This window comes from Bradyrhizobium sp. USDA 3262, assembly GCF_054060035.1.
This window is the reverse complement of sequence record NZ_JBSSCT010000001.1, coordinates 7,501,341-7,524,958: the sequence shown is the minus strand read 5'-3', so window position 1 is coordinate 7,524,958 and position 23,618 is coordinate 7,501,341. Positions and strand designations below refer to the sequence as shown.

Below are 23,618 nucleotides of genomic sequence, written 5' to 3'. Positions count from 1 at the left end.
CGTGATGGGTTCTTCCGGGGAACGGCTGTTCGAGGGCGCCGATTGGGATTTCCAGACCTTGCAGCGGGTCCACGACGCCTGCGAGAAAATCGCGCGCACCGAGCTCGGACTCGACGTCTATCCCAACCAGATCGAGGTGATCACCGCCGAGCAGATGCTCGACGCCTATTCCTCGGTCGGCATGCCGCTGTTCTACAAGCACTGGTCGTTCGGCAAGCAGTTCGCGTTCCAGGAAGCGTCCTATCGCAAGGGCCTGATGGGCCTCGCCTATGAGATCGTGATCAATTCCTCGCCGTGCATCTCCTATCTCATGGAGGAGAACACGGCGACGATGCAAACGCTGGTGATCGCGCACGCGGCGTTTGGGCACAATCACTTCTTCAAGAACAACTATCTGTTCAAGCAGTGGACCGATGCCGACGGCATTCTCGACTATCTGGAATTCGCCAAGGGCTACATCTCGGTCTGCGAGGACCGCCATGGCCGCGAGACGGTGGAGCGAACGCTCGATGCCGCGCATGCGCTGATGTCGCATGGCGTCGACCGCTATCCCGGAAAGAAGACGCTCGATTTGCGTGCCGAGGAGAAGCGGGCCGGCGAGCGCCGGCAGCACGAGGAAAGCGTGTTCAACGATTTGTGGCGAACGGTGCCGAACACCAAGGCCAAGAGCAAGGCTACGCTCACGGCGGAGCGCCGCCGCGCGCTGCTCGGCTTGCCGCAGGAGAATATCCTCTATTTCCTCGAGAAGACCGCGCCGCGCCTTGCACCCTGGCAGCGCGAGCTCATCCGCATCGTGCGCCACATCGCGCAGTATTTCTACCCGCAGGGCCAGACCAAGGTGATGAACGAGGGCACCGCGACCTACGTCCATTACCGCATCATGAGCCGGCTGCATCAGCAGGGCCGGATCACCGACGGCAATTTCCTCGAATTCCTGCAGTCGCACACCAATGTGGTGTTCCAGCCCGAATTCGACGACCGCCGCTATTCCGGTTTCAATCCCTACGCGCTCGGCTTCGCCATGATGCAGGACATCGAGCGGATCGTGAAAAATCCGGAGGACGAGGACCGCGCGTGGTTCCCCGACATCGCCGGCAAGGGTGACGTCGAGGGCGTGCTGCGCGAGATCTGGAGCAACTACCGCGACGAGAGCTTCATCAACCAGTTCCTCAGCCCGGCGCTGATCCGGCGCTTCCGCATGTTCCATTTGCACGACGACCCCGCGGAAAGCCAGGGGATCAAGGTCGACGCAATCCACGACGAGCGCGGCTACCGCCGGGTTCGCCGCGAGCTGGCGCGGCAATACGACGTCGGCTTCGTCGACGCCAATATCGAGGTCGTGGATGTCGATCTCGACGGCGATCGCCGGCTGATGCTGCGTCACACCACCGTGAAGGGCGCGCAGCTCAACGAGACCGACGCCCGGCGCGTGCTGCAGCATCTCGCCGATCTCTGGACCTACGACGTGGCGCTGACCGAAATCGACGGCACCGACAAGGTGCTGAAGGAATATGTCGTCAGCCCGCGCGCGGCGGCGGTCGCGGCTTGAGGATGACGCTCTCGCTGACATGAGCGCGGCGCGCACCGCCTCGCGGAACGCGAGTCTTGCTCGGTGAACCTTCGTGACTATCGAAGGCTCACATCATGAACATCCCGGCAACAATCCGGATCTTGAAGGCGCATGGTGTTCCGTGCGCGAACGGCGATTGCCGGCATGCGGAAATCTCATTGCAGTCTTCTTCGCGATTGCCTGCGCGGGCGCGATTGATAAGGTGCGCCGCGTCAAGAAAACCAAGAAAAGGATATGCCCTTGTCAACTCGCTCCCGCCTGGCGGGCTTTCTCGCCTTCACCGCGCTCACGGCCTCGTTGATCTCGCCGTCCGTGGCAGCTGATTCCGTAATCAAGATCGGGAACACCGCGCCCTATAGCGGCCCGGCGTCGGCCTACGGCACGATCGCGCGCGCCGAAGCCGCGTATTTCCAGATGCTCAACGATCAGGGCGGCATCAACGGCCGCAAGATCGACTTCGAGAGTCTCGACGACGCCTATTCGCCGTCGAAGACGGTCGAGCAGACCCGCAAGCTCGTCGAGCAGGACGAGGTGGTTGCGATCTTCAGCGCGGTCGGCACCGCGCCGAACATCTCGGTGCAGAAGTACCTCAACATCAAGCACGTGCCGCAGCTGTTCGTGTCCTCCGGCGCGACGCGCTGGAACGATCCGAAGCAGTTTCCGTGGACGGTCGGTTTCAATCCGACCTACGAGCTCGAAGGCCGGCTCTACGCAAAATACATCCTGAAGACCAAGCCGGATGCGAAGATCGCCGTCATCACGCCGAACGAGGATGCCGGCAAGGACTATCTCAGGGGTTTCAAGGACGGGCTCGGCGAGCATGTAGGCCAGATCGTCGCGGAGACCACGTATCTCACGACCGATCCCACCATCGATTCCCAGATGGTGACGATGCGCGAGTCCGGCGCGGACGTCTTCTTCGCCGAGGCGACGCCGAAATTCGCGGCCCAGGCGCTGCGCAAGGCGGCGAGCATGGGCTGGAAGCCGCTGACCATCCTGCCGACCGTCTCCAACTCCGTCTCCGCGGTGCTTGAACCTGCCGGCCTTGAGAACGTCATCGGCGTCGTGACCGGCCTCTATCTGAAGGATCCGACCGATCCGCGCTGGGCCGACGATCCCGCGCAGAAGGAGTTTGCGGCCTGGATGAAGAAGTACCAGCCGAATGCGAGCCCGGGCGACCTCTTCAACGTGCAGGGCTACACGGTGGCGCAGGTCATGACGGCGGTGCTGAAGAACTGCAACGGTGATTACAGCCGCGACAACATCATCAAGCAGGCGACCAATCTGAAGGCGCTCGAATTGCCGATGCTGTTGCCCGGCATCAAGGTGCAGACCGAGCCCGACAATGTGACGCCGATCCGGCAAATTCAGATGGCGCGGTTCGACGGCAAGTCCTGGGCGCTGTTCGGTGACGTCTTGAGCGACAAGTAGCCGTCACCAACTCCGCTGTCGTCCCTGCCTAGTGCGCAATTGCGCACGGGAGCAGGGACCCATACGCCGCGGCTTCTGTTGTGAACGGGACTCCTCGTCGTTCCAGCGTAGCCCGACGATCTGCATCGGTGGTTATGGGTCCCTGCTTTCGCAGGGACGACATGGAGTGTGCTGCCACTGTTCAGCGCAGGCTGGCGTTGATCTTGTCGAGCACCGCTGAGCCGGGGCACAGCGCCTGCTCGTCCAGCGTGTTGAGCGGCGTCTCGACGGTGTCGAGATGGGTATGCAGATCCTCGGCATCCGGATCGACATAGAGCAGACCGGTGACGATCTGGCCCTTGGCCGCGTGCTTCTGCAGGAAGGTCATCGCGCCGAGGCGATCATGCGGATCGTAGTCCGCGTCGAGCTTGCGCAGCGCGAGCCGCGAGCCGTCATGCTGCTCGACCACCTGCACGGTGCCCGGCGCATAGTCGACGCTGATCGGATCGCGGCCGACCAGCACGTCGAGGCGGTTCACCGCGTCGTTGTGCTCGCGGACATAGTCAAAACTCTTGGTCGAGCCGGCGTGGTTGTTGAAGGCGATGCAGGGGCTGATCACGTCGATGAAGGACGCCCCCTTGTGGCGGATCGCAGCGGCAATCAAGGGAACCAATTGCGTCTTGTCGCCGGAGAAGCTGCGCGCCACGAAGGTGGCGCCGAGCTGCAGCGCGATCGCGACGAGGTCGATCGCATTGTCGGTGTTGGTGACGCCCTTTTTCGACTTCGAGCCACGGTCGGCGGTGGCCGAGAACTGGCCCTTGGTCAGGCCGTAGACGCCGTTGTTCTCGACGATATAGGTCATGTTGACGGCGCGCCGGATCGAATGCGCGAACTGGCCGAAGCCGATCGAGGCGGAATCGCCGTCGCCGGAGACGCCGAGATAGATCAGGTCGCGGTTGGCGAGGTTGGCGCCGGTCAGCACCGACGGCATGCGGCCATGCACCGAGTTGAAGCCGTGCGAATTGCCGAGGAAGTAGTCCGGCGTCTTCGACGAGCAGCCGATGCCTGAAATCTTCGCCACCCGGTGCGGCTCGATCGAGAGCTCATAGCAGGCCTCGATGATCGAGGCGGTGATCGAATCGTGGCCGCAGCCGGCGCACAGGGTCGAGATCTTCCCCTCATAGTCGCGGTGGGTATAGCCCAGCTCGTTCTTCTTCAGGCCCGGATGATGGAACTTCGGCTTTGCAATGTAGGTCATGTCACGGCCTTGCGGAGAGGGGTCACCTTGAGATGATCCTGGTGGTCGCCGATCGCGCCTGCGATGAAGCGCGCGGTGATCGGCGTGCCGTCATAGTGCAGGATCGGCACCAGCCTGACGGGGTCGATGCCGTTCTCGTTGACGATCAGCTGGCGGAGCTGCGCGTCGCGGTTCTGCTCGACCACGTAGACGAAATCGTGGTCGGCGATGAAGCTCGCGACGCTGGAGTGGAACGGGAAGGCGCGGATGCGCATGCGGTCGAGCTGATGGCCGCGCGCCTCTAGGATCCCGATCGCCTCGTCCATCGCGGGCGAGGTCGATCCGAAATAGATCACGCCGTATTTGGTCGGCTTGGCCGCATTGGCCTGCAGCGGCCGCGGCACCATGTCCTGCGCGGTCTCGAACTTGCGCACCAGGCGCTGCATGTTGTCGGCGTAGACCGCGCCTTCCTCGGAATAGCGCGCGTAGCGGTCGCGCGAGGTGCCGCGGGTGAAGTAGGAACCCTTGGTCGGATGCGTGCCCGGATAGGTGCGATAGGGGATGCCGTCGCCGTCGACGTCGAGATAGCGGCCGAAGTCGCGGCCTTCCTCGAGCATCTCCGCCGTCATCACCTTGCCGCGGTCGTATTGCTTCGCGTCGTCCCACTTCAGCGGACGGCACAGCCGGTGGTTCATGCCGATGTCGAGATCGAGCATCAGGAAGATCGTGGTCTGCAGCCGCTCGGCGAGGTCGAAGGCGGCCGCGGCGAACTCGAACGCCTCCGCCGGATCCTCCGGGAACAGCAGCACGTGCTTGGTATCGCCATGCGAGGCATAGGCGCAGGCGATCACGTCGCATTGCTGGGTGCGGGTCGGCATGCCCGTCGAGGGGCCGGCGCGCTGGATGTTCATGATCACAGCCGGGATCTCGGCGAAATAGGACAGGCCGATGAACTCGGTCATCAGCGAGATGCCGGGACCCGAGGTCGCGGTGAAGGCCCGTGCGCCGTTCCAGGAGGCGCCGATCACGATGCCGATCGAGGCGAGCTCGTCCTCGCCCTGCACGATCGCGTATTTCGCCTTGCCGGTCTTGGGATCGTGGCGGTACTTCTTGCAGTGGCTGGTGAAGGCTTCCGCCACCGATGATGACGGCGTGATCGGATACCATGCGCACACGGTGGCGCCGCCATAGACGGCGCCGAGCGCGGCCGCGCTGTTGCCTTCGACGAAGATGCGGTCGCCGACCTTGTCGGACTTTTTCACCCGCAGCCCGAGCGGGCATTTCAGGTTCTGCAGCGCCCAGTCGCGGCCGAGATGCAGCGCATGGACGTTGGAGGAGAGCAGCTTCTCCTTGCCCTTGTACTGCTCGCCGATCAGCTGCTCGACCAGCTTGGGATCGAGGTCGAGCAGCGCGCAGAGCGCGCCGAGATAGATGATGTTCTTGAACAGCTGGCGCTGCCTGGGATCGGTGTAGGTCGAGTTGGTGATCGCGGTCAGCGGCACGCCGATGACGGTGATGTCCTCGCGGAATTTCGACGACGGCATCGGCTTGGTCGAATCGTAGAACAGATAGCCGCCGGGCTCGATCGAGGCGACGTCCTTGTCCCACGTCTGCGGGTTCATCGCCACCATCAAGTCGACGCCGCCGCGGGCGCCGAGATGGCCGTCCTCGGTGACGCGCACCTCATACCAGGTCGGCAGGCCCTGGATGTTGGAGGGGAAGATGTTGCGTGGTGAGACCGGCACGCCGTGGCGCAGGATCGAACGCGCGAACAGTTCGTTGGCGGAGGCCGAGCCCGAACCGTTGACGTTGGCGAAGCGGACGACGAAGTCGTTTACGCTGCTGATCGGGCTTTGGACTGACATGTTGATCCCGCTTGAACCATATCGATGAGGTACTTCTGCATGTCCCAGGCGCCGGTCGGGCAGCGCTCGGCACACAGCCCGCAATGCAGGCAGACGTCTTCGTCCTTCACCATGACGCGGCCGGTCTTGAGGTCGCCGGAGACGTAGAGCGCCTGGTCGTGATGCGGCGAGGGCGCTTTCAGGCGCTGCCGCAAATCATCCTCCTCGCCGTTCTCGGTGAAGCTGATGCAGTCCATCGGACAGATGTCGACGCAGGCGTCGCACTCGATGCACAGCGGCGCGGAGAAAACCGTCTGCACGTCGCAATTCAGGCAGCGCTGCGCCTCGCCGAGCGCGAGCTTGAGGTCGTAACCGAGCTCGACCTCGGCGCGGATGTCCTTCAGCGCGACCACCTTGTCGCGATGCGGCACCTTGAAGCGCTTGTCGGCGGAGATGTCGTTGTCGTAGCTCCACTCGTGGATGCCCATCTTCTGCGAGGAGACGTGCACCTCGGGCAGCGGGCGCTCGTTGATGTCCTCGCCGGACAGCAATCGGTGGATGGAGAGCGCGGCATCGTGGCCGTGCGCCACCGCCCAGATGATGTTCTTCGGCCCGAACGCCGCATCGCCGCCGAAGAACACCTTCGGATTGGTCGAGACGAACGTCTTGGGATCGACCTTCGGCATGTGCCACTTGTCGAATTCGATGCCGCAATCGGCTTCGATCCAGGGGAACGCGTTCTCCTGGCCGACCGCAACGAGCACATCGTCGCAGGACACGGTCTCGTCAGGCTCGCCCGAGGGCACCAGATTGCGGCGGCCCTTGGCGTCGTACTCCGCCTTCACCTTCTGGAAGGTGACGCCGATCAGCTTGCCGGCGACATGCTTGAACGCCACCGGCACCATGTAGTTGAGGATCGGGATGTCCTCGTGCAGCGCGTCTTCCTTCTCCCACGGCGAGGCCTTCATTTCCTCGAAGCCGGAGCGGACGATCACCTTGACGCTCTCGCCGCCGAGGCGGCGCGCGGTGCGGCAGCAATCCATCGCGGTGTTGCCGCCGCCGAGCACGATGACGCGGCGGCCGATCTTGTCGACGTGGCCGAACGAGACGTTGGCCAGCCACTCGATGCCGATATGGATGTTGGCGGCGGCCTCCTTGCGGCCGGGGATGTCGAGCTCGCGGCCGCGCGGCGCGCCGCTGCCGACGAAGATCGCATCATAGTTCTCGGCGAGCAGCTGCTTCAGGCTGTCGACACGCTGGCCGCCCCTGAACTCGACACCGAGGTTCAGGATGTAGTCGGTCTCCTCGTCGATCACGCTGTCGGGCAGGCGGAATTTCGGAATCTGGCTGCGCATCATGCCGCCGGCCTTGGGATCGCCGTCGAACACGGTGCAGTGATAGCCGAGCGGCGCGAGATCGCGCGCCACGGTGAGCGAGGCGGGGCCGCCGCCGACCAGCGCGACGCGTTTGCCGTTCTTCGGTCCCGGCTTCGGCAGGCGATGCTTGATGTCGTCCTTGAAGTCCGCGGCGACGCGCTTCAGGCGGCAGATCGCGACCGGATTGTCCTCGACCCGGCCGCGGCGGCATGCCGGCTCGCATGGACGGTCGCAGGTGCGCCCGAGAATGCCGGGGAACACGTTGGACTTCCAATTGATCATGTAGGCGTCGCTGTAACGCCCCTCAGCAATCAACCGGATGTACTCGGGAACAGGGGTGTGTGCGGGGCAGGCCCATTGGCAGTCGACTACTTTATGAAAGTAATCCGGCGCCGAAATATCAGTCGGTTTCATTCCTACCTTTGACCCGCGCGAAAATGCCAGACCCGCGCGGCCTTATCGTTGACGACGAACGCTCACGTGGCGTTGTTCTGGTTTTTGAATTGGATCATAGGCTTATCTTATTAGAGCCGTTCAAGGGAAGGCAAAGGCTAAATTGTCCGATCATCCGCTTTCGCGCGGCTGATGCGCGTGTAGCGTTAATCTCGATTGCGTTATGTGGCGGTGCAGCATGATCTGCACCGCCACGCTTGCTTGAGAGGATATTTTTCGGAAAAGCGCTTCGCACGTTTCCCGATCGTGCTTTACGGGCGCGGAAGGTCGCTCTTCGCGATATCCCACAACAGCCTGTAGACGCCGCTGGTGACCACGAGCGGCTTCAAGGCTGCATTGCCGGTGATGCCTGCAGCGGCGTTGGGAACCGTGCTGACGTCGGTGGCGTCGATCAGCACGAACCAGTCGCCGGCGCCGGGATCGGCTTTCTCCGCATCCGCCGTGAGCGGTTTCGATAGATCAGGGTCGTTCTCCAGGAGGTGCATCGAGATGATGCCGTCGCGCGAGGCTGGATCGAGTTGCTCCCGCAATGCAGCGCGAAGTTTGTCCGCGCCTTCGGCGGGCGGGCGCAGGCGGATGATGCCGAGCGCTGCGCCCCTGCCGACGCCGCGGCTGATCGTGACGCGCGCGACCCCGCGGATCATGTTCTGAAAGCGCGCGATATTGGCCTTCGACCAGTCGGTCTGGTTGGCGAGCGCCTTGCGATAGGCCGGGCTCTCGAGCACGTCGAAGGTCGCGGTCGAGTAGAGGCTGAGATATTTCGGCTTGCCGTCATGGGCGACGTAGCGGCGGGCTTCCAGGAAGCCGTCGATGGCGACCCGTTCCTCGAGATGCTCGCGGTCGTACCAGCGATTGAATTCAGCTTCGTGCAAGCTGTCGATATCCATCGAGGTCAGCAGCATGCCTTGTCCGGCGATTGGCATCGAGTGCTCCTTTTTTGCCTGTTTTATCCGCGCAATATCGCCTGATCGCGCGGACCAGGGAAGCCGGTTCCCGTCACCACAGACCAAGGATTGCCACAATTGCTGCAATCCTGTTCAGCACCGGTTCACAGAGGTAGCATTTCATTCGTTACGCCAACTCTCGAGAAGAAAAGGGACGACCACCATGGCACGCATTCTGTGGGCATTGATCGTCGGTCTGGTGTCGTTCGCCTCGCTTCCCGTGCATGCGCAGGATCAGGAAAAGCGTCTCGCACTTGTCGTCGGCAACGGCGCCTATGAGGCCGGCGCGTTGCAGACCGCCGCGAACGATGCCGGCCTGATCGCGCAGACCTTGCAGGCCGCCGGCTTCGACGTGATCGGCGCACGCGATCTCGACGGCGAGACGCTGCGCAAATCGTTCCGCGATTTCATCCAGAAGGTGCAGGAGGCGGGGCCCAATACCGTCGCCTTCGTCTATCTCGCCGGCTACGGCGTGCAGCTCACCGGCGAGAACTACTTCGTGCCGGTCGACGCCAAGATCGCGCGCGACACCGACGTGCCGGTCGAGGCGATCCGCATCTCCGACTACAGCCACCAACTCTCGGCGCTGCCGATCAAGGCCGGCGTGATCGTGCTCGATGCGGCGCGCAGCAATCCGTTCGCCAAGGAAGGCCAGCCGCTGGCAGGCGGCCTTGCGCTGGTCGATCCCGATCCGAAGATGCTGATCGGCTTCAATTCGGCGCCCGGCACCGTTGCCCCTGACGGTGCGCCGCCCTACGGGCCATACGCGCAAGCGTTGGCGGAAATGATCCGCACCGGCGGCCTGACCTTGCCCGAGGTGTTCGACCGCGTTCGCCTGCGCGTCAACGAGATGACCAAGGGCGCCGAGATCCCGTGGGATGCGCACAAGGTCGACGCGCCCTTCATGTTCTTCGAGCGCAAGCCGGACGCCCCGCCGCAGCAGGTCGATGCCGGGCTGCGCACCAAGCCGATCCGCGATTTCTCGGCGCAGGATGCCTACGCCGCGGCGCTGGAGCGCGACACGCTGCAAGGCTATGAGGACTACCTGCAGGCCTATCCGAACGATCAGCTGGCGAGGCGCGTGCGCGCGATCGTGGCGGCGCGGCGCGAGGCGATCACCTGGCGGCGCACCTACAACGCCGACACGCCTGATGCGTACTGGTCGTACCTGCGGCGTTATCCGCGCGGGCCGCATGCATACGACGCCCGGCGCCGGCTCGCCTATCTGTCGGCCGCGCTCGAGCCGCCGCCGCAGTTCACGGTGCTCGACTATGACGTGCCGCCGCCGCCGCCCGACGAGGTCGTCTATGTCGACCGTCCGGTGCTGTACTACAGCGATCCGGTGTTTGACTTCGCACCGCCCCCGCCGCCGCCGGTGGTCTTCCTGCCGCCGCCGCCGCCGGACTTCGTCGTGCTGCCGCCCCCGCCGCCGCCGATCGGCCTGTACGTGCTGCCGACGCCGATGTTCGTGGCGATGCCGGCCTATGTCGCCGCACCGGCCTATGTTGTGCCGCCGCAGAACAACATCGTGTTCAACAACATCCACAACACCACGGTCATCAACACGGTCATCAACAATCCCAACCCGACGCCGGCGCAGCTCCATGCGGCCGGGGTGACGGCGGCGATGGGCGGCGCGCCGGTGACGGCGGCACCGCGACTGCCCGCTGCGGCAATGCAGCGCGCCAATCTGCCGGGCGCTCCGCAAGGCGTGACGCCCGCGCAAGGTGCGGCGATGGGAGCTCCGCGCGCCGCACCAAACGCTGCCGCGGCACCGAACGCTGCTGCCACTCCGAATGCTGCCGCCGCTCCGAATGCGATGGGCGCGCCGGGCACACCGGGTGCGCACACCCTGCCGGGCGCAAAGAATGGACCGCCGCTGCCGCAGTCGGCGACCGCACCAGCCAATGCCATGCAGCATGGCGCTGTGCCGCCGGGAGCCGTACAACCCGGCGCCGCGCAACCGGGGGCAAAGCCGAATACGGTGGTGCCGGGCAAGCCGGCGACCGCGATGGCGCCTGCCAATGCGCAGCCTGCTCCTCCGGCCAAGCCCGGTGCCGCCCCGGCGACAAACGCGCCGGCGTCGCCCGCGGCCGCCGGTAAGCCGGGCGCGAAACCGCTCCCGCATGCTGCGACCGCTCCGACCGCAAACGTGAAGCCCTCGGCGATGCCGTCACCGGCGGACCGCGCGATGTCGACACGGCCGCCGCCGGCCGCGCGCCCGGCACCCGCCCGCGCCGCAGTGTCGCCGGCGCCGGTCTCCCGGCCCGCGCCGGCGCATGTGGCAGCTCCGCCAGTGCGGGCCGCAGCTCCGCCAGTGCGGGCCGCAGCTCCGCCGCCGCGGCCGGTTGCCCCGCCGCCGCGCGCCGCCGCCGTTGCGCCGCGTCCGGCACCGGCCCCGCACGTTGCGCCGCCGCCACCACGGCCGGCGATGCAGGCGCAACGCGCAGCGCCGCCACCGCGGATGGCGGCGCCGCCGAGGCCCGCGGCCGCACCACGGGCCGCAGCGCCGGCATGTCCTCCCGGCAAGTGCAAACATTGAGGGAAGCAAGGGAGCCGGTCGAGTTCTTCACCGGCTCCCGATGTCGAGGGTATTCCTGCGGCGGCCTAGCGCTTGGCCGCGAGGTCGGCGATCGCCTTCATCACGGCGTTGCGGATGCCGGGATCGTAGAGGATATGGCCTGCGCCATCGACGATGCGGACCTCGCTGCCCGGCCAGCGCGCAGCGAGCGCGTGCGATGTCGCTGGCGGGCACAATAGATCGTAGCGGCCCTGCACCAGAATGCCGGGAATGCCGGCGAGCCTGCCGGCCTCGTCCATCAATTGATGCGGCCGCATGAAGCAATCGTTGGCGAAGTAGTGCGCCTCCATGAACGGCGTCGAGGGCAGGGCGCCTGAGGCCTTGAGGTCGAGCCGCGTCTGCTTCGGCGTGTGCTCCGACAGCGCGCGTTCGGTGTCGTGCCAGGCCCGCGCGGCCGGCGCATGCACGGCGGCGTCGGGATCGAGGATGCGGCGATAATAGGCCGCAAGCGGCGCTGCGCGCTCGCTCTCGGGCAGGAAGTTGAGGAAGTCCTCGGAGAGGGCGGGATAGAAGCGCGGCAAGGCGCGCAGGAAAACATCGTCCAGCTCCTCGGCTGTGCCGAGAAACGTCGCGCGCAGCACCAGCCCGCTGACTCGCTCGGGATGGGCCTGTGCATAGGCCAGCGCCAGCGTCGCGCCCCAGGAGCCGCCGACCACCATCCAGCGCGCGAAGCCGAACCGTTCGCGGATTTTCTCCATGTCCGCGATCATGTGCTGCGTCGTGTTGTTGTCGCGGCTGCCTTTCGGCCGGCTGCGACCGCAGCCGCGCTGGTCGAACAGCACGGCGTGAAAGCGCTCGGGATCGAACAGCCGGCGATGATCGGGCTGGCAGCCGCTGCCGGGGCCGCCATGCAGATAGACCGCGGGAATGCCGCCCTCGCGCCCGACGCTCTCGACATGGAGATCGTGGCCATCGCCGACGTCGAGCCATTCCGACGTCAGCGGCGCAAAGGGATCGGCACGCCTCGCCGCCTTGCCGACATCGGCGTCAGGCGCCATTGCGCTTGTCCTGGGATTCGTTCCGGGGTTCGTCCGTCTCCAGCGTGCCGCCGGCGAAGTTGCGATACAGGAAGCGGTTCTGCGTGCCGGCGGATTCCCGCTCGGCCTGCTTGAAGATCTCCTCGTGTCGCGGCGACAGCGCGCATGCCGGGTCGGTGTTGCCGGCATCGCCGGTCAGCGCAAAGGCCTGGCAGCGGCAACCGCCGTAATCGACCTCGCGGAATTCGCAACTCTTGCACGGCTCCGGCATCCAGCCGGTGCCGCGATAGCGGTTGAAGGCCTCAGAGTTCTGCCAGATCCAGGCGATCGAATGGTTCGATCGCACCGATTCGAATTCGAGCCCGGTGATGCTTTCGGCGGCGTGGCACGGCAGCACCTTGCCGGCCGGCGAGATGTTGAAGAACTGGCGGCCCCAGCCGCCCATGCATTTCTTCGGCCGCAGCGCGTAGTAGTCGGGAACAACATAGTCGATCGCGAGCGTGCCCTTCAGGCGCACCTGGGCTTCCTCGACGATGCGGCTTGTCTCCTCGATCTGCTCGATCGTCGGCATCAGCGCGGCGCGGTTCTTCAACGCCCAGCCGTAATACTGCACGTTGGCGACCTCGAGCCGGTCGGCGTCGAGGTCGACCGCCATCTGGATGATGTCGGGCAGCTGATGCAGGTTCTGCCGGTGCATCACCGCATTCACCGTGAGCGGCAATTCCACCTCGCGCGTCCATTTCGCGACCTCGAGCTTCTTGCGATGCGCGTCCTTCAGGCCCGCAACGCGATCGGCGACGATGGGCTCGTTGCCCTGGAAGCTGATCTGCACATGGCTGAGGCCGGCATCGGCCAGCGCCGAAAGCTTGTCCCTGGTCAGCAGCACGGCTGAGGTGATCAGGTTCGAATACAGCCCGACATCGGTCGCGTGCTGCACCAGCTCGACGATATCCTTGCGCGCGGTCGGCTCGCCGCCGGAGAAATGGACCTGCAGCACGCCGAGCTCGGCAAGCTCGCTCAGCACCTTCTTCCATTCGTCCGTGGTGAGCTCGGTCGAGCCGCGGTCGAGCTCGACCGGGTTGGAGCAGTACGGGCATTGCAGCGGGCAGCGGTGGGTGATCTCGAGGAGCACCGCAAGGGGAATGCCGTAGGTCTCCGCCGCCGAGCGCGTTTGCTCGAGCACCGCGAGCCCGTCGGTCGGGCCTGGCGCTGTCATCTTGTTGTCGGCGAGTGTGTCACTCATGCTGTGCTCTCGCGCGCTTCGGTGAGAAAGCCCTTGTCGGCCAGATCCTGCAACATGGCGATCACGTCGGTCGCGATCGCCTCGCGCGGGGCGGCATATTTCTCCGCAAGCTGGTCCACCATCGCGGCGACGCTGCGCACGCCGTCGCAGAGTTGCAGCACCTCGACCGCGATGTCATCCGGCGCCAGCACGCGCTCCGGCGCCAGGATCACCCAGACCTGCCGCGTCTCGTCGAATTTCAGCTTGGTATGGCGCGGCAGTTTCGGCCGGCTGGTCTCGCTGACGCTGATGTTGCGGCTGGCCATGATCGTGTCCCTAACCTGTCTTCGGCACGAAGGCGCCGGGCGGAATCTGGCCGTCGACATAGGCGTGATAGAGCGCATCGAGTTGCACCCACAGCACGTTGGTCTTGAAGATCAGCGCGTTGCAGACCGCCTCGCGCTCGGCCGGCGTCCTGGCGTGCTGCTTGACGTAGTCGAGCGCGAAGCCGGCGTCGCGCGGTGCCTGGGTCAGGCGGCGGCTGAAATAGCTCATGATATCAGGATTGACGAAGTCGTAGTGCTTCAGCATCCCCGAGATGCGCTCCTCGTGCAGGTTCGGCGCGAACAATTCGGTGAGCGAGGAGGCGATCGCCTCCAGTGGGGTGCGGTCGCGGCAGAAATGCACATAGGCTTCGACCGCAAAGCGCGTCGCCGGCAAGATGCCTTCGGTGGACTCCACATAGGCCGTGTCGAGTCCGAGGCCTTCGGTCAGCTTCAGCCAGCGCTCGATGCCGCCCTCATTGCCGAGATCGCCGTCGTGATCTTCGATACGGTGGCGCCATTCGATCCTTGTGTTGCGGTCGCGGAAGCGCGAGATCACCATCGCGTCCTTCAGCGGGATTGTGCTCTGGTAGTAATAGCGGTTCAGCGCCCAGGCCTGGACCTGACCCTTGTTGAGCTTGCCGCCGTGCAGCAGGCGGTGGAACGGGTGCAGACTGTGATAGCGCGTGGCACCGATCGTGCGCAGCGTCGCCTCCATCTCCTCGGCACTGTCGAGCGTGATGCCCTTGCCGATCGAGAGCGCGGTCATTCCGGTGGTAGGCACGACATTCACAGCACGATCTCCGTTCCGTCGGAGGGAATCTGCCAGCCCGCCTGTTCGGCCGCCTTGCGTTCGGCCGAGGTCCCAAGCAGCGCCGGGTTGGAGTTGTTGATATGCAAAAACACTTTTCGTCCGATGTCGAGCCCGGCGAGGCTGGCGATCGCACCCTGATCGCCCGACATCGCGATATGGCCCATGCCCTGGCCGGTCTTGTTGCCAAGCCCCGCCGCGATCAGCTCGTCGTCGCGCCACACCGTGCCGTCGAAGAACACCAGCGGGGCGCCCTTGAGCCGTGATTTCAGGTCGTCAGTCACCCGTGCGCAGGCGGCCAGGAAATAGAAATATTGGCCGCTCTGCCTGTCCGCAATACGCAGGCCGAGCGTATCGCCGACGCCGTCGGCGCCCGCCGGATGCGCCTTGCCCTCGAGATACCACGCGCCCTTGCCGGGAACCTCGAACGGCAGCACCTCGAGCCCGGACGGCGATCCGTCGGGCAGGGCCGGTTCGAAGGCCTGGTCGACCGCAATCGGCCGGCGGTCGACATTTTTGTCGCTGAGCACGTTGAAGATGCTGTTCGAGCGCAGGATCGCAAGCACCCGCTCATGCGCGTAGATCGTAAACGGCGAGCCCTCACGCATCGACAGCAGCCCGGCGACCGCGTCGATCTCGCCATTGGTGAGGATGACGCCCGCGATCGGGCTGTGGCGCAGTGCGCCGTGCTTCGGATGCAGCTGCGGCGTGGCAATCAACTGCTGGCGCAGATCCGGGGACGCATTGACCAGGAACCAGTGCACGCCATCGCCGCTGACGGCGATCGAGGCTTGTGTGCTCTGCAGCTCGGGATGGTCGCTTCGCGCCGTCCTGCAGACGGCACAGCCGCAGTTCCACTGCGGAACGCCGCCACCCGCCGCGGCACCCAGGACGACGACACGAAGCATGATCCGTCCCCTGGAGAAGCTTGGCCCTGGGAGAAGTTTGTTGGACCCAGAAACGTTACGAGGTGGACCCCGGATTTGAAACACACTCCCTTGCTCGGGAGCGCGTTACGCCCGGATGTCCACCTGCGCTAAAACGCTAAACGTGTATGGGGCGCTGCCGCTTACTTGCGGGTTGCGCACATATACATGTTGATTTCCATGCCGACCGACACTTCCACGATCTTCGGTGCTTTCCAGGCCATTTGGCTCTCCTTGTTGCAACCGGACGAACTTTCCGCCCTGCAGAGTAAAGTACTGTGGTTGGAGAAGTTCGCCAGTTAAATTTTCTGTAAGGTGCCGCCTCGCAAGGTATGCTGCACTGCGGCAGGCAAGTTCTGCCCACTCACAAATTTGTGCGCGCGTTTCCCGTCAAAAGCCCGTGGCATCAGACCTTTTTCCTGTTGTTCGCCACACGGTGAATGGTGATGTTGGAATAAGTAAACAGCAGCCCCGCGGTCCTCCGAAGGTCCCGGTGACGATCCTGTGCTTCCCCGTGACGGGAGGCGACTAACCGAGCCGAGTTCAGCCGATGCCACGCTATTTCTTCAATACCCGTATCGGCGACGAGCTGATCTCCGATCCCGACGGCGAAATCCTGCGGGATCCGGATCGTGCGTGGGAAATGGCGCGCGCGATGATTCGCGAACTGCTCAAGACCGAGGGCGCCGACGGCGCGCTGCTCAGCGCCGTGATCGAGGTGACGGACGACGAGGGCGAGATCGTTCTGGAGTTTCCATTCACGGAGGCGATTCTCGATCGTCCGGACCGCTCGATGACAAGGCACTGACGCGCGCTGGCCCGCCGCGTGGTCATAACCATGCGTTGGCCGATGTCAGCACGTTTCCGATTGCAATTGTCCGGACAAATTCACAAGACTATGAACGGAAAGCCGAACGGCGCCGGGCGACGTCAATGGCGCAATCAACAACGGCTTCCACCCAGGGGAGATCTTCATGAAAAAACACTCGTTCGCACCGCGCAGCTTGCTGCTCGCGGGGGCCATGCTCGGGGCGTTCACGCTCTCTGCTGCGGCGCAACAGCCAGCCGCGCCGGCGGCAGGTGCCGCCCCCGCCGCCCAGCCGCTGCCGCCTGGCTCGCCCTTGCTCGGGCGTCCCGATAACGAGGCCGCCGCCAAGCTCGCGCCGGTGGCGCCGCCGCCGCTGCCGTCCGCGCCCGACAAGCTTCCGCTCGCCAAGCTCAAGGCGCCGGCCGGCTTCAATGTCGAGGTCTATGCGGCCGGCATGGCCAATGCGCGCTCGCTGGCGCTCGGCGACAAGGGCACGGTGTTCGTCGGCAGCCGGCTCGTCGACAAGGTCTATGCGATCGTCAACAAGGACGGCAAGCGCTCGGTCAAGGTGATCGCCTCCGGTCTCTATCGTCCGAACGGCGTCGCCTTCAAGGACGGCACGCTCTACATCGCCGAACTCTCGAAGGTCTCCAAGATCGACAAGATCGAGGACAATCTGGACAACCCGCCGAAGCCCACCGTGATCTACGACAAGCTGCCGAAGGACGAGGCGCATGGCTGGAAGTTCATCGCCATCGGTCCCGACAACAAGCTTTATGTTCCGGTCGGACAGCCCGGCAACAATGTGCTGCATGACGCCGACCACGGCCAGATCCGCCGCATGAATCTCGATGGCTCCGGCGCCGAGGTCTACGCGCTCGGCGTGCGCAACACGGTCGGCTTCGACTGGAATCCCGAGAACAAGCAGATGTACTTCACCGACAACGGCCGCGACTGGCTGTCGGAGACGGTGCCGGAAGACGAGCTCAACCGCGTCACCAAGGCGGGCGAGGATTTCGGCGCGCCGTACTGCTACCAGGGCAACATCATCGACCAGGAACTCGGCTGGGGCAAGAACTGCAAGGATTACACCGCGCCGGTCGGCCTGATGGGCCCGCATACCGCGTCGCTCGGCATGCGCTTCTACACCGGCAGCATGTTCCCGAAGAGCTACAAGAACGTGATCTTTGTCGCGCGTCACGGCTCCTGGAACAAGTCGCAGAAGCAGGGTGGTGACGTGGTCGCCGTCAGGCTGAACAAGGACGGCACGGTGAAGTCGATGGAGCCGTTCCTGACCGGCTTCCTCGAGGACAACAAGTATGTCGGCCGCCCGGTCGACGTGATGCTGCTGAAGGACGGCTCGCTGCTGGTCTCCGACGACTGGAACGGCGCGGTCTATCGCGTCAGCTACGGCAAGCCGAAGGTCGCCAATCAGTAAGTTGAAAGTCTAGTCACCGTCATTGCGAGCGAAGCGAAGCAATCCATTCCGCCACTTGCGGAGCAATGGATTGCTTCGTCGCTTCGCTCCTCGCAATGACGGCTCATGCCGGAGTGGCCAATGTATAAAACCATCACCACCGCCTTGGCGCTCGCGTGCATCGCCTTCTCCGCAAATGCAGAGACCATCCAGGAGCGCGCCGCGGCGTGCTTTGCCTGCCATGGCGAGCATGGCACGTCGGAGACCGAGAACACGCCTTCGCTCGGCGGCCAGACGGCGCCCTATGCGCTGATCCAGCTCTTCATGTTTCGCGAGAAGCTGCGGGTGTTCGAGCCGATGAACGAGATGGCGAAGCCGCTGACCGACGACGATTTGCGAGGCTTCTCGGATTTCATCGCCACCTTGCCGAAGCCCACGCCGCCCGCCGATACCGGCGATCCGGCACGGATGGCGCGGGGCCAGGCGCTGGCGCAGCAGAACCGCTGCAACAGCTGCCACAACACCGATTTCTCCGGCAAGGACAACGTCCCGCGCATCGCCAACCAGCGCGAGGACTACCTCGCCAAGACGCTGGCCGAATACAAGGACAACAGCCGCCACGGCTATGATGCCACCATGGCCGACGTGATGCAGACGGTCACCAAGGAGCAGATCGGCGACCTTGCCTATTACATCGCGCATGTCCGCTGAAACATCGGGCGGCGGACCGCTGGCCATGTTCTCCGCGCGGCGCTAAAACGCAGCGTCACACGGAGTTGCACATGCAGGATATTTGGCGTCTGTCGGCGGCCGAGCTCGCCAGCCTCATCAAATCGAAGAAGGTGTCGGCGAAGGAGGCGGCGCAGGCCGGGCTCGCCCGGCTCGACGCGGTCAACCCGAAGCTCAACGCGGTGGTCGATCACCGGCCGGACGACGTGCTGGCGCAGGCGGCCAAGGTCGATGCGGCCATTGCGCGCGGCGAGGCGGTCGGGCCGCTCGCCGGCGTGCCGGTCACCATCAAGGTCAATGTCGACCAGGAGGGCTACGCCACCACCAATGGGTTGAAGGCGCAGCGCGACGTCATCGCCAAGGTCGACAATCCGGTGGTCGCCAATCTGCGCAAGGCGGGCGCGGTGCTGCTCGGCCGCACCAATTGTCCGGCGGTCTCCTATCGCTGGTTCACCACCAACCTCATTCACGGCGACACCAAGAACCCGCGCGACCCCGGCATCACCCCGGGCGGCTCGTCCGGCGGCGCGGGCTCGGCGGTCGCGGCCGGCATCGGCCACATCGCCCACGGCACCGATATCGCGGGCTCGGTCCGCTATCCGGCCTATGCCTGCGGCGTGCACGGCCTGCGGCCGAGCATGGGCCGCATCCCGGCCTTCAATTCGGCTCTGCCGGAGCGTCCGATCGGCCCGCAGATCAGCGCGGTGTCGGGCCCGCTGGCGCGCACCGTCAACGATCTGCGCATCTCGCTCGCGGCGATGTCGGCGCCGGACTATCGCGACCCCTGGTATGCGCCGGTGCCGCTCGAAGGACCGCCGCGCGAGAAGCGCGTTGCGATGTGCCTCAATCCCGATGGTCTCAACCCGGTGCCGGAAGTGGTCGCCGCGGTCGCCGACGCCGGCAAGCGATTGCAGAAGGCCGGCTGGATCGTCGAGGAAATCGCCGACACGCCGTCCTTGCGCGAGGCGGCCGAGATTCAGACCCGGCTCTGGCTCGGCGACGGCTATGAGGCCCAGCTCGCTTTCGCCGAGCGCGAGGGCGATCCCGGCGCACTGGCTTGCCTGCGTGGCGTCCGCGCCCGCGTGCATCCGTTCGACCTGTCGCATGCGCTGACCCGCCGCGCGACCTTGACGCGCGAATGGTTCGCCTTCTTCGAGAAATATCCGGTGCTGCTGATGCCGGTGTCCGGCGAGCTGCCGTTCCCCGACCATCTCGACCGCAAGGACGAGGCGTCGTTCGCGCGGGTGTGGCACGCACAGCTGCCGCAGATCGCGATCCCGTTCATGGGGCTTCCCGGGCTCGTGGTCTCCACCGGTCTCGTGGGACGGATCCCGGTCGGCGTGCAGCTGGTGGCCGGACGCTACCGCGAGGATCTCTGCCTTGCCGCCGGCGAGGCGGTCGAGGCCGGCGGCACGCCGTCGTCGCCGATCGATCCGGTACTCTAGCGCATGATGCGGAAAAGTGGGTACCGGTTTTCCCTCGCGACAAACGCGGAACGCGTTTGCGCGGAGATCATGCGCAAGTGAGGTGAACGATGGCGACCGTTTACGATTTCACCGCCAAGTCGCTCGCCGGCGACGAGGTGCCGCTGCAGCGGTTCGAGGGCCAGGTGCTGCTGATCGTGAACACGGCGAGCGCCTGCGGGTTCACGCCGCAATACAAGGGCCTCCAGGAGCTGCATGCCGGCCTCTCGGCGCGCGGCTTTGCCGTGCTCGGCTTCCCCTGCAACCAGTTCGGCGCGCAGGAGCCGGGCGATGCGAGGCAGATCGCCGCGTTCTGCGAGACCAACTACGCCGTGACGTTTCCGATGTTCGCCAAGATCGACGTCAATGGCAGCGGCGCGCATCCATTGTATGAGCACCTGAAACGTGAGAAGTCGGGCCTGCTTGGGCCCGCGATCAAATGGAACTTCACCAAATTCCTGGTCGATCGCGTCGGCAAGGTCGTTGCGCGGCATGCGCCGACCGCCCGGCCCGAAGGATTGAGGAAGGAAATCGAGGCGCTGCTATGAGCGACGACAACGACACCAACGACCAATTCCCCGACCGCCTCTCGGTCGATCCGAACAGCCCGTACTACAATGCGGATATTCTCGCCCGTGATGTCGGCATCCGATTCAAGGGTGCCGAGAAGACCAATGTCGAGGAGTACTGTATCAGCGAAGGCTGGGTCCGCGTCACCGCGGGCAACGCCAAGGACCGTTACGGCAATCCGCTCACCATCAAGGTGCACGGGCCGGTCGAGCCGTATTTCCGGGATAAGAAGTAGGACGCAGTCATTCCGGGGCACGCGAAGCGTGAACCCGGAATCTCGAGATTCCGGGTCTGGTGCTTGCGCACCATCCCGGAATGACGCGGCAAGTAACCTGAAAGCGAATCCCCATGTCCGTTCGCATCGTCGACGTCCGCGAGGTCACAAAACCGATCTCCTCGCCGATCCGCAATGCCTATATCGACTTCACCAAGATGACCTCGAGCCTGGTGGCCGTGGTCACCGACGTGGTGCGCGACGGCAAGCGGGTGGTCGGCTACGGCTTCAATTCCAACGGCCGCTACGGGCAGGGCGGTCTGATCCGCGAGCGCTTTGCGCCGCGCCTCAAGGAAGCCGATCCGAAATCGCTGCTCGATGCCGATGGCGGCAATCTCGATCCGGACAAGGTCTGGTCGACGCTGATGTCGAACGAGAAGCCGGGCGGCCATGGCGAGCGCTCGGTCGCGGTCGGCACCATCGACATGGCGGTGTGGGACGCGGTGGCGAAGATCGCCGGCAAGCCGCTGTTCCGGCTGCTCGCCGAGCGCCACGGGCTATCAGCCAATCCGCGCGTCTTCGTCTACGCCGCCGGCGGCTACTATTATCCTGGCAAGGATCTCGGCGCGCTGCGCAAGGAGATGCGCGGCTATCTCGACCGCGGCTACAACGTCGTGAAGATGAAGATCGGCGGCGCGCCGCTCGCCGAGGACCGCGAGCGCATCGAGGCGGTGCTGAAGGAGATCGGCAGCGCGGCGCAGCTCGCGGTCGACGCCAACGGCCGCTTCGATCTGGAGACCGCGATCGCCTACGCCAAGATGCTGCGCGAGTACCCGCTGTTCTGGTACGAGGAGGCCGGCGATCCCCTCGACTACGCGCTGCAGGCCGCGCTGGCCGAGTTCTATCCCGGCCCGATGGCGACCGGCGAAAACCTGTTCAGCCACCAGGATGCGCGGAACCTGATCCGCTACGGCGGCATGCGGCCGGACCGCGACTGGCTGCAATTCGATTGCGCGCTGTCCTACGGGCTCTGCGAATATCAGCGGACGCTCGAGGTGCTGAAGACCCACGGCTGGTCGCCGAGCCGCTGCATCCCGCATGGCGGCCACCAGATGTCGCTGAACATCGCGGCCGGCCTCGGCCTCGGTGGCAATGAGAGCTACCCCGACCTGTTCCAGCCCTATGGCGGCTTCCCGGACGGCGTGCGCGTCGAGAACGGCCACATCGTGATGCCCGACCTTCCCGGCATCGGCTTCGAGGGCAAATCCGATCTCTACAAGGAGATGAAGGCGCTGGCGGACTGAGTCCGGCCAGCGACTGCCGATCTGCTGGGCGCGGGGCGGGCTTGCGTTCGCTTGCAAGATTTTGTGAGCGACGCTCAAGAAATTATTGAACGTTGCTCATTTCTGGATATACTCATGAGAACAGGGCGTCTTTGTCCCGGATGATCGGGAGCAGGCGCAAAAACCGGCCGTGAGGAGTGCCGCATGCCATATTCAGCCAAGGATCTCCGGGACGCCGCAAATGCCGGAGTGATCAGCCCGGCCGATCTGGAACGGTTGCTCGCTTTTCTGGCGAGCAGCGCCGGGCAGGGTCCGGCGGGCGATCCAAGTCCCACCGCCAAATTCGATGCCGCGCATGTGCTCTGGTACGCCGGCGCGCTCATCGTGATCGGTGCGATGGGCCTGTTCTCGACCCTGGCCTTCACCCAGATGGGCGGCCGCGCGCTCACGGCCTGCGCGATCGCCTATGCGGTCGGGTTCAGCGTGGCGGGGCACCACCTCTGGCACGACAAGAATCTGCGGGTTCCCGGCGGCCTGCTGATCGCGATCGCGGTCTCGATGGCGCCGCTCGCCGTCTACGGCATCCAGGACGAGCTTGGCTGGTGGGGCAAGTTCGGCAAGCCGGGAACCGTGCAGGACTTCTACGTCTGGGTGAAGGGCAGCTGGATCTTCATGGAGATTGCGACCGTCGCCGCCGGCATCGTCGCGCTGCGCTACTACCGCTTCGCCTTCATCGTCGCGATCATCTCGGTCGCGCTGTGGTTCATGTCGATGGATCTGGCGCCGTGGTTCAGCGGCATGGCTCACGCCGATTTCGAGATGCGCCGCAGGGTGTCGATCTGGTTCGGGCTTGCCGTGCTCGCGGTCGCCTGGATCGTGGACTATCGCAGCCGCAACGGCGACTTTGCGTTCTGGCTGCATCTGTTCGGCCTGATGGCGTTCTGGGGCGGAATTAGCGCGTCCGAAGGCTCAACCGAATTGAGCAAGGCGGTGTACTGCCTGCTCAATGTCGGCCTGATCGTGATCTCCGTGATCCTGATGCGGCGCGCCTATGCGGTGTTCGGCGCGTTCGGCATCTGCCTCTATCTCGGCCATCTCGCCGACGTCGTGTTCAAGGACTCGCTGTGGTTTCCGTTCTCGCTGTCGCTGATCGGCATTGCCGTGATCGCCGCAGGCCTGCTCTACCATCGCAACGAGCGTGCGATCACCGGCTGGATCGACGCGCATCTGCCGGCGGGGCTGCGGCCGCGGTCCGCGACGGCGTGATCGAGACGTTAGTCTAGAATCGCTACAATCTGGAATCTCTACAAGAAGAGCGGCGCGCGAGTGCCGCTCTTCTTTTCTCGGCGCAAATCCGGAAGCCGACAGAAACCATTCGCATCCTTGACTTTTCCAACCCTGCGCTCGCCGCGAGGTGTATCCGCGTCCATTCGTCGCGACTTTATTCCGTCGTCACGCAA

The 23,618-nt window shown here is 64.9% G+C and carries 21 protein-coding genes; 11 read left to right on the top strand and 10 right to left on the bottom strand.

Features of this window, described 5'->3' with window-relative positions:
• Positions 1-4 precede the first annotated feature (4 nt).
• Positions 5-1,549: a SpoVR family protein gene (locus tag ACVWYP_RS35630; protein ID WP_304496534.1), complete on the top strand. Its 1,545-nt coding sequence runs from the start codon at positions 5-7 to the stop codon at positions 1,547-1,549.
• Positions 1,550-1,804: 255 nt separating this feature from the next.
• Complete coding sequence (locus ACVWYP_RS35625) at positions 1,805-3,001, top strand: ABC transporter substrate-binding protein (protein ID WP_369525536.1); 1,197 nt, start codon at positions 1,805-1,807, stop codon at positions 2,999-3,001.
• A 181-nt stretch (positions 3,002-3,182) separates the two neighbouring features.
• Here the strand turns inward: ACVWYP_RS35625 and ACVWYP_RS35620 are convergent, their stop codons facing one another.
• The 4 genes from ACVWYP_RS35620 to ACVWYP_RS35605 all read right to left on the bottom strand — a co-directional run bounded on the left by ACVWYP_RS35620 (position 3,183) and on the right by ACVWYP_RS35605 (position 8,813).
• Entirely contained in the window at positions 3,183-4,238 is a 1,056-nt protein-coding gene (locus ACVWYP_RS35620) for a 2-oxoacid:ferredoxin oxidoreductase subunit beta (RefSeq protein WP_028332672.1), read from the bottom strand.
• Positions 4,235-6,082, bottom strand: a complete 1,848-nt coding sequence (locus ACVWYP_RS35615; RefSeq protein ID WP_304496532.1) for a 2-oxoacid:acceptor oxidoreductase subunit alpha — start codon at positions 6,080-6,082, stop codon at positions 4,235-4,237. The genes ACVWYP_RS35620 and ACVWYP_RS35615 overlap by 4 nt, the downstream gene beginning before the upstream one ends.
• Complete coding sequence (locus tag ACVWYP_RS35610; protein ID WP_304496531.1) at positions 6,052-7,851, bottom strand: FAD-dependent oxidoreductase; 1,800 nt, start codon at positions 7,849-7,851, stop codon at positions 6,052-6,054. The genes ACVWYP_RS35615 and ACVWYP_RS35610 overlap by 31 nt, the downstream gene beginning before the upstream one ends.
• Positions 7,852-8,141: 290 nt before the next feature.
• Positions 8,142-8,813: a DUF4286 family protein gene (locus ACVWYP_RS35605; RefSeq protein WP_304496530.1), complete on the bottom strand. Its 672-nt coding sequence runs from the start codon at positions 8,811-8,813 to the stop codon at positions 8,142-8,144.
• Between the two features lie 184 nt (positions 8,814-8,997).
• Between ACVWYP_RS35605 and ACVWYP_RS35600 the strand changes: the two genes are divergently transcribed.
• Positions 8,998-11,376: a caspase family protein gene (locus tag ACVWYP_RS35600; RefSeq protein WP_304496529.1), complete on the top strand. Its 2,379-nt coding sequence runs from the start codon at positions 8,998-9,000 to the stop codon at positions 11,374-11,376.
• Between the two features lie 65 nt (positions 11,377-11,441).
• Here the strand turns inward: ACVWYP_RS35600 and pip are convergent, their stop codons facing one another.
• From pip to pqqA, 6 genes are all read right to left on the bottom strand, one after another.
• Positions 11,442-12,413 (bottom strand): prolyl aminopeptidase, encoded by a 972-nt coding sequence (gene pip / locus ACVWYP_RS35595; protein ID WP_304496528.1) that lies wholly within the window; start codon positions 12,411-12,413, stop codon positions 11,442-11,444.
• Positions 12,403-13,635 (bottom strand): pyrroloquinoline quinone biosynthesis protein PqqE, encoded by a 1,233-nt coding sequence (gene pqqE, locus ACVWYP_RS35590; protein ID WP_304496527.1) that lies wholly within the window; start codon positions 13,633-13,635, stop codon positions 12,403-12,405. Before pqqE ends, pip begins: the two co-directional genes overlap by 11 nt.
• Positions 13,632-13,940, bottom strand: coding sequence for a pyrroloquinoline quinone biosynthesis peptide chaperone PqqD (gene pqqD, locus ACVWYP_RS35585; RefSeq protein WP_016839838.1), 309 nt, complete (start codon positions 13,938-13,940; stop codon positions 13,632-13,634). The genes pqqE and pqqD overlap by 4 nt, the downstream gene beginning before the upstream one ends.
• A 10-nt stretch (positions 13,941-13,950) precedes the next feature.
• Positions 13,951-14,706: a pyrroloquinoline-quinone synthase PqqC gene (gene pqqC, locus ACVWYP_RS35580; RefSeq protein ID WP_028342422.1), complete on the bottom strand. Its 756-nt coding sequence runs from the start codon at positions 14,704-14,706 to the stop codon at positions 13,951-13,953.
• 20 nt (positions 14,707-14,726) lie between these two features.
• Complete coding sequence (gene pqqB / locus ACVWYP_RS35575) at positions 14,727-15,656, bottom strand: pyrroloquinoline quinone biosynthesis protein PqqB (protein WP_456684271.1); 930 nt, start codon at positions 15,654-15,656, stop codon at positions 14,727-14,729.
• 161 nt (positions 15,657-15,817) lie between these two features.
• Positions 15,818-15,898, bottom strand: coding sequence for a pyrroloquinoline quinone precursor peptide PqqA (pqqA, locus tag ACVWYP_RS35570; RefSeq protein ID WP_035635412.1), 81 nt, complete (start codon positions 15,896-15,898; stop codon positions 15,818-15,820).
• 326 nt (positions 15,899-16,224) lie between these two features.
• Between pqqA and ACVWYP_RS35565 the strand changes: the two genes are divergently transcribed.
• The 8 genes from ACVWYP_RS35565 (at position 16,225) to ACVWYP_RS35530 (ending at position 23,424) form a co-directional block, all read left to right on the top strand.
• Positions 16,225-16,482: a DUF6894 family protein gene (locus ACVWYP_RS35565; RefSeq protein WP_016839844.1), complete on the top strand. Its 258-nt coding sequence runs from the start codon at positions 16,225-16,227 to the stop codon at positions 16,480-16,482.
• A gap of 166 nt (positions 16,483-16,648) precedes the next feature.
• A complete protein-coding gene (locus ACVWYP_RS35560; protein WP_304496525.1) occupies positions 16,649-17,920 on the top strand; it encodes a PQQ-dependent sugar dehydrogenase in 1,272 nt (423 codons plus the stop codon).
• A gap of 120 nt (positions 17,921-18,040) precedes the next feature.
• A complete protein-coding gene (locus ACVWYP_RS35555) occupies positions 18,041-18,610 on the top strand; it encodes a c-type cytochrome (RefSeq protein WP_304496524.1) in 570 nt (189 codons plus the stop codon).
• 71 nt (positions 18,611-18,681) lie between these two features.
• Positions 18,682-20,073 (top strand): amidase family protein, encoded by a 1,392-nt coding sequence (locus ACVWYP_RS35550; protein WP_304496523.1) that lies wholly within the window; start codon positions 18,682-18,684, stop codon positions 20,071-20,073.
• Positions 20,074-20,162: 89 nt separating this feature from the next.
• Positions 20,163-20,639 carry a glutathione peroxidase gene (locus ACVWYP_RS35545; RefSeq protein ID WP_028342417.1) on the top strand — a complete coding sequence of 159 codons (477 nt, stop codon included), beginning with the start codon at positions 20,163-20,165 and terminating at the stop codon, positions 20,637-20,639.
• Positions 20,636-20,896: a DUF3297 family protein gene (locus ACVWYP_RS35540; protein ID WP_028342416.1), complete on the top strand. Its 261-nt coding sequence runs from the start codon at positions 20,636-20,638 to the stop codon at positions 20,894-20,896. The genes ACVWYP_RS35545 and ACVWYP_RS35540 overlap by 4 nt, the downstream gene beginning before the upstream one ends.
• A gap of 113 nt (positions 20,897-21,009) precedes the next feature.
• Positions 21,010-22,179, top strand: coding sequence for a mandelate racemase/muconate lactonizing enzyme family protein (locus ACVWYP_RS35535; RefSeq protein ID WP_304496522.1), 1,170 nt, complete (start codon positions 21,010-21,012; stop codon positions 22,177-22,179).
• A 183-nt stretch (positions 22,180-22,362) separates the two neighbouring features.
• Positions 22,363-23,424: a hypothetical protein gene (locus ACVWYP_RS35530; RefSeq protein WP_304496521.1), complete on the top strand. Its 1,062-nt coding sequence runs from the start codon at positions 22,363-22,365 to the stop codon at positions 23,422-23,424.
• The last annotated feature ends 194 nt before the right edge of the window (positions 23,425-23,618 follow it).